Annotated in this window: 14 protein-coding genes; 3 read left to right on the top strand and 11 right to left on the bottom strand. The window is 40.2% G+C overall.

Going from position 1 to position 12675, the window contains the following annotated elements; all coding sequences use genetic code 11:
• Positions 1–42 precede the first annotated feature (42 nt).
• The 7 genes from K2F45_RS10755 to K2F45_RS10785 form a co-directional block, all read right to left on the bottom strand.
• Positions 43–441 (bottom strand): DoxX family protein, encoded by a 399-nt coding sequence (locus K2F45_RS10755; protein ID WP_075992159.1) that lies wholly within the window; start codon positions 439–441, stop codon positions 43–45.
• 26 nt (positions 442–467) lie between these two features.
• Positions 468–1511, bottom strand: coding sequence for an alpha/beta hydrolase (locus tag K2F45_RS10760; protein ID WP_248933531.1), 1044 nt, complete (start codon positions 1509–1511; stop codon positions 468–470).
• A 43-nt stretch (positions 1512–1554) separates the two neighbouring features.
• Entirely contained in the window at positions 1555–1995 is a 441-nt protein-coding gene (locus K2F45_RS10765) for a hypothetical protein (protein ID WP_248933532.1), read from the bottom strand.
• Entirely contained in the window at positions 1992–2972 is a 981-nt protein-coding gene (locus tag K2F45_RS10770) for a heme-binding domain-containing protein (RefSeq protein ID WP_248933533.1), read from the bottom strand. The genes K2F45_RS10765 and K2F45_RS10770 overlap by 4 nt, the downstream gene beginning before the upstream one ends.
• 127 nt (positions 2973–3099) lie before the next feature.
• Positions 3100–3873 carry a DUF1223 domain-containing protein gene (locus tag K2F45_RS10775; protein WP_075992163.1) on the bottom strand — a complete coding sequence of 258 codons (774 nt, stop codon included), beginning with the start codon at positions 3871–3873 and terminating at the stop codon, positions 3100–3102.
• Positions 3874–3906: 33 nt separating this feature from the next.
• A complete protein-coding gene (locus K2F45_RS10780) occupies positions 3907–4365 on the bottom strand; it encodes a protein-disulfide reductase DsbD N-terminal domain-containing protein (protein ID WP_075992164.1) in 459 nt (152 codons plus the stop codon).
• Between the two features lie 136 nt (positions 4366–4501).
• Complete coding sequence (locus K2F45_RS10785) at positions 4502–5800, bottom strand: epoxide hydrolase family protein (RefSeq protein WP_075992165.1); 1299 nt, start codon at positions 5798–5800, stop codon at positions 4502–4504.
• A gap of 378 nt (positions 5801–6178) precedes the next feature.
• Between K2F45_RS10785 and K2F45_RS10790 the strand changes: the two genes are divergently transcribed.
• On the top strand, positions 6179–7126 hold the full coding sequence (locus K2F45_RS10790) for an alpha/beta fold hydrolase (protein WP_248933534.1): 948 nt from the start codon (positions 6179–6181) through the stop codon (positions 7124–7126).
• Positions 7127–7543: 417 nt separating this feature from the next.
• Here the strand turns inward: K2F45_RS10790 and K2F45_RS10795 are convergent, their stop codons facing one another.
• The gene (locus K2F45_RS10795; protein WP_075992166.1) at positions 7544–7765 is read right to left on the bottom strand and encodes a hypothetical protein; all 222 of its coding nucleotides are present in this window, start codon (positions 7763–7765) and stop codon (positions 7544–7546) included.
• Positions 7766–8080: 315 nt separating this feature from the next.
• Between K2F45_RS10795 and K2F45_RS10800 the strand changes: the two genes are divergently transcribed.
• Complete coding sequence (locus tag K2F45_RS10800; RefSeq protein WP_248933535.1) at positions 8081–8938, top strand: AraC family transcriptional regulator; 858 nt, start codon at positions 8081–8083, stop codon at positions 8936–8938.
• A 76-nt stretch (positions 8939–9014) separates the two neighbouring features.
• Entirely contained in the window at positions 9015–9731 is a 717-nt protein-coding gene (locus K2F45_RS10805; protein WP_248933536.1) for an FAD-binding oxidoreductase, read from the top strand.
• A gap of 193 nt (positions 9732–9924) precedes the next feature.
• Here K2F45_RS10805 and K2F45_RS10810 read toward each other — a convergent pair whose 3' ends face one another.
• From K2F45_RS10810 to K2F45_RS10820, 3 genes are all read right to left on the bottom strand, one after another.
• Entirely contained in the window at positions 9925–10770 is an 846-nt protein-coding gene (locus K2F45_RS10810) for a sialate O-acetylesterase (RefSeq protein WP_157626030.1), read from the bottom strand.
• A gap of 14 nt (positions 10771–10784) precedes the next feature.
• Complete coding sequence (locus tag K2F45_RS10815; RefSeq protein ID WP_075992168.1) at positions 10785–11342, bottom strand: TetR/AcrR family transcriptional regulator; 558 nt, start codon at positions 11340–11342, stop codon at positions 10785–10787.
• A 728-nt stretch (positions 11343–12070) separates the two neighbouring features.
• On the bottom strand, positions 12071–12529 hold the full coding sequence (locus K2F45_RS10820; protein WP_248933537.1) for a tetratricopeptide repeat protein: 459 nt from the start codon (positions 12527–12529) through the stop codon (positions 12071–12073).
• Between the last annotated feature and the right edge of the window lie 146 nt (positions 12530–12675).

Here is a 12675-nt window from a genome sequence, read left to right on the forward strand (position 1 = left end):
TAGCGAAAAATGTTTTATATCTAAATACCTGATACTTGTAATTTAAGTATTTAGATCTTTTGCTGTATAAATGACATGATTTATCCTATTAAATGAAAAATAGGTCACTGAAAGTATAGTAATGGCAACGCATGTATCGATTACGGAAGAAGGTTCAAGAACAGCAATTTTTGAGAAGAACGCAAAAATAATATCAAAATACATACCTGCGAAAACCCATTCCTTAAGCCTTTTAAATCTATTCGGTATCAGTAATATAGTAACACCTAAAATTTTGAATACGCCGAGAATGTATATAAAATGCGCTGGATAGCCTAATTTTTGTGTGATGTCCCATACTGCAGGGTTATGTGTCAGTTCAAAAAAGCCGCTGAGCCCAAACCATATTGATATCAGGATACTTCCTGCAAAATAAATCTTTTTGTATGTTGAATTTTTCATAATATTTTTTGTGATTAATTTCTTTATTATTTAGAAAGTGAGTCGGCCTCAATAATGGCATCCGCAAATTCTTTGGGAGCTTCCTGTGGCAGGTTGTGTCCGATCCCACCCGTCAGGTTATGGTGTTTGTACTTTCCTTTATATTTGGAAGCATAGTTTTCAGGGAGTGGAAACGCCGCACCGTTGGCATCACCTTCCAGGGTCACGGTCGGTACGGTGATATCCGGTGATTTGGCGAGCTTTGCTTCAAGTTCGTCGTACTGTTTCTCTCCGGGAGCCTGCCCCAACCGCCAGCGATAATTATGGATCACGATAGCAACATGGTCAGGATTTTCAAACGATCTGGCCGAGCGCTGATAGGTTTCCTCATCAAAAGACCATTTCGGGGAGGCTGTTTTCCAAATTAGTTTGTTAAAAGCCGCTGTATTTGCTTTGTAACCTTTGTAACCCCGCTCCGTTGAGAAATAGTACTGGTACCACCACAAGAATTCAGCAGCCGGTGGAAGTGGGATTTCATTTGCTTTGGGGCTTCCGATCAGATACCCGCTTACAGCAACCAGCGCAGAAACACGCTCCGGCCAGAGGGCTGCCATGATATCGGCAGTCCTGGCGCCCCAGTCAAAGCCCCCAACAACAGCTTTATCTATTTTCAGGGCATCCATGAAGGCGATGATATCGAGCGCCACAGCGGACTGCTGTCCGTTACGTACAGTCTTTGGAGAAATAAAGGTTGTTGTTCCGTAACCCCGGAGATAGGGCACAAGTACTCGGTATCCTTTTGCTGCAAGCAATTCAGCGGATTTTTCAAAACTATGGATATCGTATGGCCATCCATGGAGCAGTATAACGGGCTTCGCGGTTTTTGGACCGACCTCTGCGTAGCCTATATCAAGCAGTCCTGCCCTTATTTTTTTTGTATGCTGGAATGCGGAGTCTACGGTGTTGTCAGCCTGTACATGTTTATCCTGAGAAAGCTGTTGGGCGTGGACTAATGATGCACCTGCTGTGGCAAGCAGGGATAACGAGAGGGTGAAAATCACCTTTTTGCCAAAATTTGCTATTGTATTCATTGGATCTGTTTTTTGTCGATTTTAAATTATTGAGTTGAAGCTATCATTGTGGAAAATTTACGGGATCAGTATCCATTATGTCGGCAATACGCTGCTCTCTGGATTCCCCGGAGGGCATTTCACCATATTCTGTGGTATAGTCCAGTTTGCCATCGCCGCCGGCTTTTACCGTCTCTACACGCAAGAGTTCACCATTTACTTTACTCCCAAAATATTGCGGATCTTCCATCATTTTATAGGTAACAAGCTTGAGGGAAACGCGGTCGTGACTATGTCGGGCTCCTTCCAGGAGGGACAGGGCTTCCTTATTCCCGTATAATGCCGACATCGTCTGCCTGTCCGTATTAAAAGATGATGAGATAAATTTCAGTTCGCCGGGTTCAAACATGAACCGTATTTTTACATTCTCTTTATCTGATATGTTCTTGCTGCATGAGCCGAAGATTAAACTACATAGAAATAGTACGGATAAGATCTTTTTCATTTTTGGACAGTTTTTAAATATTGTTGGATCATTTTTTTGGAGTTCACTTTCGGTGGAACATTGAACAGGTAACCCGTCGATTCTGCGAGCTGCCTATGACAGCTGATACAGGACTGTTGAGCAAACAGTGCGGTCTTTCCGGTAGGTTTTAAATCTTGACCATTGAATTTCGCAAAACCCCAGCCTTCGGTTTCCTTATATGTTTTTCCGTCTTTTACCATGTACTGCATGTTTACGAAATCTCCGGGCACGATATCTCCATTGGATTTTCGGGTCTGTTTAAAAACCGCCTTGGCCACTGCACTGCCATCGGGCCAGGGGTGGAAGTCTTCCACTTCGATAGCGCGGACTGCGATGTCATTTCCGTAAATCACGCGTATTGTATTGTCGATAAGCGTGCTCATCCCGATCACTTTCCAGTTCTTAAAATCGGCATTGTACGGGATTCCGTTCGGCGATACTGGGGCAAGGTCAGCTGTTGTTTCTAGTACGTTCGCAATACCCTGATGTGCAGGTAGCAAACCATCTCTTGCGGATAGCGAAAGGGCATATTGTTTTATGGTCGCTACTTCAACAACAGATAGTTTTGAGTCCGGATGTGTGAGCGCATAGGAAGGCAGGGGCATCTTACCCGCGTTTACCATATTGTAAATGGCATAAAATTTACCTTTCTGTTCCGCATCGGAGAGCTTATCCCACTCGGAAAAATTCATCACTTCCCGTGCACGGTCAATATCCCTGTTCACGATCCATGATACCGGGGCAATTTTATCAAAGAACGATAGTCGCTGCTCATTGGAATGGCAGTTGAAACAGGAACGTTCTAGGATAAGCTGAACCTGTTTGGGCACATTTCTGATATGTCCGGTTACGGCTTTTTGTTCAACGGTTCTATTGAAAAATTGGAGAGGGATAAGACCGACCACAATGCAGATGAATATGGTGGGTATCAGTTGGAGTCGTTTTAGGAGTTTCATGATCTTTGCTCTTGTGTTATGTTAAAATTAAGGTAAAGTACTACCCTAGGGAAGCTCAAAACAGTTGGACCGGACATATTGCATGTTGAATTCTTCTTTTGGATCCCCGAAATCGACAATCCATTTCCTAAAGGTTTATGCTTGTGGCAGCTAGTATTTCTCCGGATTTCTTGTTCTGCTCGAAAGCGATGATTTCCCATGCATGACCGGTTTCCGGAAGTTTAACAGAAAAACTGTCCTGGGCTTTAGTGCCCATGCTCTTCAGCTCGCGTACAACCTGCACATGGGAGAGGGCTTTTCCGGCGTTCTCTCCCGCAGATACCTGAGAGGAAGCGTGTTTCTGGACAAGAGCGACGAGAATGTCCGAATTTTTGGAGCTAGAGGATGATACATAAGCGATCTGGATATTTTTGCCTTCGGCTTTCAATACTTTTAAAGCAAGGGTTTCAGTATGTTGTTGCAGCATCGCGGACTGGATGCCGCTGATGACTTTGTCTGTTTCCGATCCGACCATTTCCTGTCTGCCATTGATGACCAATTGGGGGGTATATAAGGTACTTAGATTCATCCATGTGGCGTACTGTTTCTGTCTTTCGGTAAAACTGCTTTTGCTGAAGCGATCTTTCCATCCCTGATGATCCCAGTAATCGACATGAAAGGCCATGATATAAAGTTTTTTATTCAGGTTATCCTTCTCAAGTTTTGCAATAAGCTCATCTGCGGGAGGGCAACTCCAGCAACCTTCTGAAGTAAAGAGCTCGACCACGGCGAAGCTTTTGTCGGAGTTGCTGCTTTTGATCTTTTTGAGGTTTTTATCATCATTGATACCCTTGAAGGCCATGATCAGGGCAATGATCGAAGGCAGGCTCAAAACGTATAGTATTTCTTTTATTGATTTCATGATCTAAATTTTTAAGCTGTTTATAGTTTGTTGTTAGTTGAAGATTTTTAGGGAGAAGCCGAAATCCTGTGGCGGAACACATACCTGATCGCTGCACTGCATAAACTGAATGGTTCCCCGGATTGTTCCATTTTTGCCCTTTAATCTGATCTTCTGACCGAACTCGACCTCATTTTCAAAATAGGTAACTGGCATGCCTAGAAGTTTATCAAACTTCAACAGTGGGCTGGGCTGGCTCACATTTCCCACCAATTGGTAAGATCTGTCAGGCTCGAATTTAAAATTCATCTTGATCGGGCTCAGGGGGCTGTTGCCCAGTGCATACATATGCCATCCGGGGGCGATCCTGGCCTTCATCCGGATTTCGCCTTCTTCGGGGGATTTCCTTTTAAGCGTGCATTCCCATGTCACCTGACCAGATAAGGTCTGTCCTTTTGAGTGTGAGCAGAACATCATCAAAACTGTCACTACTAAAATTGCTAATCTCTTCATTTCTATATTTTTAATTATTAAACCTTAAATTCTTTGTACAAATAGACCGGAATTATGCTTTTGCTGCCACTGTAAACTGCTTGAAATAGACGTTTTAAGCCCTGAAATGGACAGTTTGGATCATAAAGGAAGATCATCACAGTTGATCCCGTAGCGTTTTAAAAGCGTTCCTCATTTCCTGCGTGAAGAGCTCCGGCTGTTCCCATGCCGCAAAGTGCCCACCTTTTGGTGCGATATGATAATAGTATAAAGAAGGATAAGCCGCTCTCGACCAGCTTTCTGGTGCTTGATAGATTTCATGCGGAAATACTGAAATAGCTACAGGAATTTTTATGCGCTTTGTTTGCTGATGTTCGGAACTGAAATTGTTGTTATTATTTTCCCAGTAAAAGCGGGACGAGGATGCTCCGGTATTGGTTAGCCAATACAATGTTATATCGTCAAGGATCGCATCGCGGCTAATTACTTTTTCTGGCCGGAGGTTACTTTCTGACCACTCAGCGATCTTTTCGTATAAAAACGCTGCTAGTGCAGTTGGAGAATCAGAAAGCAAATAGCCTGTAGTTTGTGGCCTAGTCACCATCATCCCGCCATACGCTGCGTTTCTGCCAAAGAAAGTGCGCATTGAATTATAAGCCTTTGTTTCTTCTGGAGAAAGGCTTGTCGGAGCGGGATCACCGGCGTTGATTGGTTTTATCAGGTCTGCAGGAATTGTGGCCGGCATAGTCAGGTGGATACCCAATAGCCCCGAAGGAGCCTGTCTGGCAAGCGCGTTGGAGATTACAGACCCATGGTCTCCACCTTGAGAAACATATTTTGTGTAGCCCAGACGTTTTACCAAAATATCCCAGGCTTTGGCAACACGCTCTGGGTTCCAGCCAAGTTCTTTAGGGATTTCGGAAAATCCATATCCTGGAATTGCGGGAATGATAACATCAAAGGCATCTTCAGCTTTACCACCGTATTTGACGGGATCTGTCAGTGGGCCTATAGCATCGATAAATTCCAAGGGTGACCCTGGCCACCCATGTGTAAGGATAAGGGGTAAGGCACCTTTTTCCTTTGAACGCACGTGGATAAACTGTATGTCAAGTCCATCAATCTTGGTGACAAACTGTGGCAGCGCGTTCAGTTTGTTTTCAAGCTTACGCCAGTCATAGCCATTTCCCCAATAATTGATCAGTTCTTTTAACTGGGCTAGTTGTATGCCCTGTGATTCATCGTTTACCGTTTCGCTATCTGGAAACCGGGTCTCCGAAATACGTCTTTTCAGTTCATCAAGTTTAACCTGTGGAATATTGATCTTGTAAGGTCTGACACCAGTTTCTGCGTTTACGCTTCCCGTTTTTGCTATGGTGCGCTGTGCAATCGTAATTGTAGGAATACATAGTGCGCATGTCGCTACCATAAGGATTGTTGTTATTTTTGTCTTCATTTCTTTTTTGTTTTAGATTTTACGATCTGATTTCTTTTGTTGCAACAAATGTATGTGGGTCGGCGTGGGTGTTAAACGGAGAATAGGTTCAAGTGGACATATTCACAGGTGAGCTGGGAGTTTTAAAGCTCGAACAGGAAGTTCCATTTTTATAAATCGGATTGAAAGTAAGATATCGGCAGATAAAAGAAACGGCTATGAAGGTTTTTGATAGAAAGCATTGTCCTTTAATGAACGTAGTGGTACTTTTCTATGAAACTATATGAGCCGCGGAATTGACTAATTCACTTACAAAATTGTCCGGTTCAACTGTTTTGGGTATGTAGTGCTTTGACGATCGTTTTAAGTTTGCTTCATAATCATTAAAACAATAATAAAATGAAGACAATCAGAAAATTTACTATCGCAGGCGTACTATGTTTAAGCCTTTTTTCCGCAGTATCGATTTCGTGTAGCGACGATAATGATTTACCAATAGAGCAGGAGACGACCATTGTAAATCACAAAAATGCGAAGACCAGCTTTATCAATGTGAAAGGAACAGATTTCGCTTACCGAAGTTGGGGTAAAGATGGAGGAATTCCGCTAGTATTACTACCTGGAACAGGTGGTTCTATGGATGATTGGGATCCTGCGGTGACCGACGGTCTAGCGAAAGAATATAAATTGATCATATTTGATAATAAAGGAGTGGCATCTTCCAAAGGAGCGACCCCCAATACTATCCAGGCAATGGCTAACGATGCCATTGATTTTATCAGAGCAATGAATTTTGGGAAGGTCAATATTATGGGATTTTCAATGGGCGGATTCGTGGCTCAAAGAATTGTTTTGACGGATCCCGAACTAATTAATAAAATAATTTTAGCTGATAGTGGGCCCAAGGGAGCTATTGGTCTTTCCAATCTTCCAAATATAATTGCTGGAAGTGCAGGACTTAGTCCCGAAGATTCCTACTTAAAATTCGGATTTACCGATTCACAGTCAAGTATTGCGTCTGGAAAATCATCTTATGCTAGAGTTCATCAACGGATAATTGATAGAGATCCAGTGCTTAGCGATGCTAGTTCGTCTGCTCAGTTTACAGCTGTACTAACCTGGGCACAGCCAGACCCCGGAGCACTGGATGAAATTAAGGCTATCAAAAAACCTGTTTTAATCGTACACGGTGATCAGGACCTTCCAATTTCCATTCAAAATGCCTACAATATGAAACAAAATTTAGAAAACGCTATGCTTTTAGAGTTTTCAGATTCGGGGCACGCCGCATTTTATCAAAATTATGAGACTTTTTTAACGAAGGCTATTGCATTTCTTGCTCAATAGGTTATCTGAAAAAAAATGATAAATAGCTAACAGGTTTTTCGTTTGAAACGATTATTAAACAGTAAATTGCAAAAGCACGTTATTTATTAATGGTTTTAAATTATGATAAAAATACTAAAAGTGAAGCCCCTTTTCTTAGGCTGCTTTACTTTTAGTATTATATAGCGCTTTCGTTTTTAATATTTTCAAAGAAGGATAATAAGGAGAGAAGTAGTTCGACCGAACTTCCTCTTTCCCCGCCAAGTGCGGAACTTTTTAAAATAGTGATTTTGAAAGAGATTCTGATAAGTAACGTTTCAAATGAAAAGAACATCGATGTTCTCCTGTATATACAGATCAAAATTTTATTTTGGCAATAGCATATATTCCTCCGCAACCACAGTGAAAGATGATATCTTGGATGGGAACTCCTGCCAATTAAGCTTCTAATTCTGTTATATTATTTTTGATACTCTTGAACATAATAATATAAGGCAAAAAGATGAGAATATAAATTAACAGCGGATTTATCCCTTTTTCTGTCACTTGTGTGTGTGCTGCCACAGCTCCGATCACCGATCCGTTTAAAAATAGACAAAAAGCGACAATAATAATGGCCTTAACCTTAATAATTATTTTTCCAATTTTTAAGTCTTTCATTTTACTTTAAATTTAAAAATGCTATTATCGAATGTTAGCATTCGATATACATTCGCAATTCATCAATCTTCAAAATTCGATGCATTAAGGCTAAATATACGATTTTGTGTAGATAATTTGCTGAAAGTGAACAGAAAAAAAATAATTTAGCTTGAAATACGCAAAGTGTTCTGACCGAACTTGGTGGCTTAAAGACTAGGAAAATACTAACTTTGTGTCCCTACTGCAAAGCTTTTTTTGTGAATAAATAGATCGGTTGAACCGTTTATAGGGCATTTATTTTTTACATTTGTATTTAACCATAGTTTAAAATCTATGCAAAAACACAAGGCATCTATTCCTGTCAGAAGTTGGGACAGCGATTTTGGTAATGGAATAGCTGTTGTTCGTATAGCATCAGAAATTCCCGGGAGTAAAGAGTTTAATCATGCACATCGACACGACTATCACCTTTTCGTATTGCAGGAAAGTGGTATCTCGCATACCGAAATAGACTTTAAAAAATATTTGATAGATAAGCCAACTATACTATATCAATCGCCAAATCAGGTTCACAGAGCCTTGAAAGTCGAAAATATAAGTGGATTTATTTTAACAATATCCAATGAAAACTTAAATGCGGATTACCTAAAACTATTGCAGCGCAATACACCTATCGAGCCATTATCGTTATGCTCACGCACAGATTTAGCGATTATCCAAGCGTGTTTTCTTTTATGTAGAAACCTGTATGACAGAAAAGAAGACAAGTTATATCATTTGCAGCTGAAAGACAGTTGCAATACATTGGTTGCCCTATTTATGTCGCAGTTCCTCAAGCAGTCAAAACCAGCAGATAAATTGTCGCGTTTTGAAATAATTCAGAAGGCATTTTCAGAATTGCTCGAGCAAAATTTTGTGCATATGAAACGCCCCGCGGACTATGCCGAAGTATTAAACATCTCCGTTGCTTATCTAAATGAATGCGTAAAGAACGTAACGGGTTTTTCTGTTTCACATCATATACAACAACGTATTATTTTAGAGGCAAAGCGCCTGCTATATCATTCCGATAAATCTGTAAAAGAGATTGCAGCTGAATTAGGTTACGATGACTATCCCTATTTTTCGCGACTGTTTGTGAAAGTTGCAGGAATTACCGCTTTGACATTTCGTAGCAAAAACCACGATTAATCCAATATCTACTCTTTTCCGTTCTATATTATAAGATTGATTCTATTGTACTTTGCTTCGAACAAAATATAATACTATGCCAAGTGCACCAAAATGGTTATTTGATACCTTAGAATTCTTAACGCCCAAGCTACCGTTGACAGAAGTTGTCGAAACGGTCTCTTTATCAAAATCTGTCAAGAAGATTTGCTTTAATGGGGATTTAAAAAATGTACAATTCGCTGTAGGTTCGTTCATCGACTTTAGAATTAATGCTACAGAAGCTCGAAGGTATACCGTTTCTTATGCAGATACTGAAAAGGGCTTGTTTGAATTTATTGTTTATTTGAATGGTAAAGGTTGCGGAAGTCGTTATATGGCAGATTTAAAAGTGGGCGACAACATCGTGATGTATAAGCCAAGAGGGTTAAGCAGATATTATGATAAAACGGTGCAAAGATTTGTCATCTTTGGCGATGAGACTTCATTAGCACTAGCTTGTTCTTTCCTTCCTATGTTAAAGAAGAATAAGCATCAATTTGTGTTCCTTTTTGAATTGGATGAAGAGAATAAAAACGTTCCAGAATTATTAGGCTTGGAAAATTGCCTGATATTCTCCAAAAACTTTTTGGTCAGCATGGAGGACTGGGCAGGCAAGCTACCAATGATCAATACGCCGGACTGGGAAGAGGCCAACTTCGTGTTGACGGGTAACGTAAAATCGGCTCAGCAGTTTAGAAAAATCATTAAAGCAAAAACCAATAGCCATGTTTTTTTACATGGCTATTGGTTAGCGGGTAAAAAAGGATTATAGGTCAATGCGATTAAACTGTGCGTATTTATTTGTATTTTTAGTCCTGTAGATGACACAGGTGATTGAACGATGTTTGTAATCCGTAATGCCAAGTGCGTAGCTGAATAAGGTTGATACCACCCATAACTGATTGTTAAGGTTTTTATATTCTTACTTTATTTTTTATGCCATTTGGATTAACATGAATCTTGAATTATTTATCGATCAATTTCAGTTGATGCTGGAATTCACTTAACGAGATTTTCCCGGATGCAAAGTTGACATCTAAAATAAACTTCTTTTCGTTGGGGGACAGTTCACGTCCATAAATCTTCCCTAGTAGTTCATCTTCGTCAGGTAAAGCTTCGGTTACATCTGCTGCATTTAAAAATGCCTGATAGTATCGTAGTCCGAACTTTCTAAGCGACGACGCGTTGAAATGAATTTGGTCTTCGTTTGCAGTTAACCCTTTTGCCGAAACGAAGTTACAATTGTTGTGCGATGCTGCATATTTTTGTAAGGCGCTATTGACCAAATGGTAATCATTGAAATGCGCTCCAAATAGACCATAAGGCAAAAAGTCGCCTATCGCGCCGATAATCAGGGGAACTTCAGGAGCCCCTAATTGCTTCCGTAGCTCATTGACTATACTATCAAACTTTTCACCGTATTTTGCGGCCAGTTCGGCGGAAGAATCATTTTCTCCCTGATGCCACAATATTCCTGTCAACTGGCTGCTACGTTGAGCAAGTTTAGCCTGAAAAATAGCGTGGTCAAAGAGCGCGCCACCAACCTGCCAGTCATTTAAGCTGGTACCGCCATCAGCACAAGGGATAAGGCCGATCTCCTCGCCAATGTGATCCGCATGCCAGGAGGCAGCAAATGATGATGCGAGCCCCACACCAGCCATAGGCCTGTCATTGTGTATGGGTTCGGCCATTATCTGCCAGCGTCCATTGCGAAGCATCTTTATTGATTCGTTGATGATAGGCGGCACTGAATCCGGAATTCCGCGGCCGGCCATATTTGATTGCCCTATTAGCAAAAAAGATTGTATCATAGTTGATTATATATTTAAGACTCCACAATTCCTATACTGCGGCTAAATGATAGCCAGGCAAATTTTTTAAGATCATTCGGAGCGACGTCACCAGAATTTAAAGCCTTCACACTTGCTCTTGCCACACTGGCAAAGAGATGTCTGATCCAAGCTGAGGACAAGCGATTGTCTATAATGTGTTTCGCCTGCAGCTGGGGAACTATAGCAAACCACTTTTCTTTTGCTTGTTCATAGGCAATAACTTTTTCTTTGTCCATCGCTGCCACATCAACCTGCCTCTCCTCAAGGGCGTGTAGGAAAATATATTTTACACCGCTGTCGATAGCTGCGTATAGCACTGCTTCCAATTGTTTGACCGGATCAGTATTGCTGTTAAATGCAGAAACCATAGTGATATACCAGGTTTCAAGCATATCTACATAGCAGGCAGTTATAAGTGCATCTCTATCCTTAAAATACCGATACAAAGTTCGCTTACTGATTTGTGCAACCTCGGCTACTCGCTCTAAAGGAGCATGAAAGTCTTCATTTAAAACTTTTACTGCACTATAAATTAGCTTTTCCCTATTCATTTGGCACAAATGTATGACAAATGTCTTATATATGTGTTAGTTTATAGGTGAAATTATAATTTATTGGCCCAATTGTCATTAAGTATCGTTAAAATTCCAAAGGGAATTATCACTTTTTAACAACCCTTTGTCAACTTTTGAACAATATTTCAAAGGAAATGAACAGATGTAATTCCAACTGATCTTACTACCTTTGGGTTAGATCGAAGTCCAAAGCCGGTTAACATTGTAGTAAGCGAATTAATCATACCTTCTCAATCTTAAATAAGATCCCAGTAATTATTGCAGCGATCGAATAATATATGGCCCACTCCATTGATCCCATTGTTAGTGCCATTGTCATTGCAATTCCAGCCAATGTAATCAGTATTAAAGTCATTTTGATCCAATTGACATTGAGTGTATTGCTCTTGAACCAATAGAATGCCAGTGTACAACATATCAACGTAGGAATAGAATATATTGTGCTATAGCAAAGCCAAAGTAGCGAAAAGAGGATCGTTTGACCAATACCGGAAAAATTTAATGGGTTAAATCCTGGGGATATAGTCACAAGCGTAGTACCCAATAATAAGGTACCTATCCAATGCTTAAAAATATAAGACCATCTTAGACTGTGTAACATAACCGGTGTCATAAGATCGAAAACTCAAAAACCACGTTAAGTTTGTGGTAGTTATTAAAACTGGTAAAGTTCATTCTAAAATTATCTAAATATCCTGTTAAAGCTATTTTATAGGCCTCTGTTCGACTGAATGACTTTCTAAAGATGAATTAGCTATGTTTTCTCTCAAAAACTCCTGTGCTCGGACTTGCCCCAATTCAATTAATTGATTTAAGATCTCGATGGCTTTTTCGGTCTGCCCCGTTTCGTTATAAATGGCTACTATGTTGTATAATGCGTCAACATTTATTTTTGAAAGGTCAAAGCACTTTTCTATCTTTAGACTTTGGAATACATCCTTTAAATGCGGTACAGCTAGTATTTTACTACCATCTAATCTCGTCACATCAATCTGTATCCAATTATTTCTGAGATTGTTTAAATCAACTTGAGCAGAGGCATTATTGGAAAGCAATACGGCTAACAAAATGAATAGGTTAATAATGAGTACCTGATAACATTTTCTCAATTCAACAAGGCTTACGGTTAGTAATGGAAGCTTTTTCGCTAGGCTTTTCATCATTTGGTCAAATATGCATTAACGAAAATAATAATTTATCCTTAAAAAATGTGCCATTGATTTTAGATGATACTTTTTACGACGATCTAGGCTTTATCTATATAGAATCCCGAAGGGCTCTATCGTTCCTAAATAGAGAAATAAATTAA

The organism is Sphingobacterium siyangense (assembly GCF_023277505.1).
GTDB lineage: Bacteria > Bacteroidota > Bacteroidia > Sphingobacteriales > Sphingobacteriaceae > Sphingobacterium > Sphingobacterium siyangense.

What these genes read in the sequence shown, in the direction of transcription:
- K2F45_RS10815 (WP_075992168.1), bottom strand. Translation starts at nt 11,342, where the DNA reads ATGAATAGGGAAAAGCTAATTTATAGTGCAGTAAAAGTTTTAAATGAA.
- K2F45_RS10780 (WP_075992164.1), bottom strand. Translation starts at nt 4,365, where the DNA reads ATGAAGAGATTAGCAATTTTAGTAGTGACAGTTTTGATGATGTTCTGC.
- K2F45_RS10800 (WP_248933535.1), top strand. Translation starts at nt 8,081, where the DNA reads ATGCAAAAACACAAGGCATCTATTCCTGTCAGAAGTTGGGACAGCGAT.
- K2F45_RS10765 (WP_248933532.1), bottom strand. Translation starts at nt 1,995, where the DNA reads ATGAAAAAGATCTTATCCGTACTATTTCTATGTAGTTTAATCTTCGGC.
- K2F45_RS10775 (WP_075992163.1), bottom strand. Translation starts at nt 3,873, where the DNA reads ATGAAATCAATAAAAGAAATACTATACGTTTTGAGCCTGCCTTCGATC.
- K2F45_RS10785 (WP_075992165.1), bottom strand. Translation starts at nt 5,800, where the DNA reads ATGAAGACAAAAATAACAACAATCCTTATGGTAGCGACATGCGCACTA.
- K2F45_RS10790 (WP_248933534.1), top strand. Translation starts at nt 6,179, where the DNA reads ATGAAGACAATCAGAAAATTTACTATCGCAGGCGTACTATGTTTAAGC.
- K2F45_RS10795 (WP_075992166.1), bottom strand. Translation starts at nt 7,765, where the DNA reads ATGAAAGACTTAAAAATTGGAAAAATAATTATTAAGGTTAAGGCCATT.
- K2F45_RS10755 (WP_075992159.1), bottom strand. Translation starts at nt 441, where the DNA reads ATGAAAAATTCAACATACAAAAAGATTTATTTTGCAGGAAGTATCCTG.
- K2F45_RS10770 (WP_248933533.1), bottom strand. Translation starts at nt 2,972, where the DNA reads ATGAAACTCCTAAAACGACTCCAACTGATACCCACCATATTCATCTGC.
- K2F45_RS10805 (WP_248933536.1), top strand. Translation starts at nt 9,015, where the DNA reads ATGCCAAGTGCACCAAAATGGTTATTTGATACCTTAGAATTCTTAACG.
- K2F45_RS10760 (WP_248933531.1), bottom strand. Translation starts at nt 1,511, where the DNA reads ATGAATACAATAGCAAATTTTGGCAAAAAGGTGATTTTCACCCTCTCG.
- K2F45_RS10820 (WP_248933537.1), bottom strand. Translation starts at nt 12,529, where the DNA reads ATGATGAAAAGCCTAGCGAAAAAGCTTCCATTACTAACCGTAAGCCTT.
- K2F45_RS10810 (WP_157626030.1), bottom strand. Translation starts at nt 10,770, where the DNA reads ATGATACAATCTTTTTTGCTAATAGGGCAATCAAATATGGCCGGCCGC.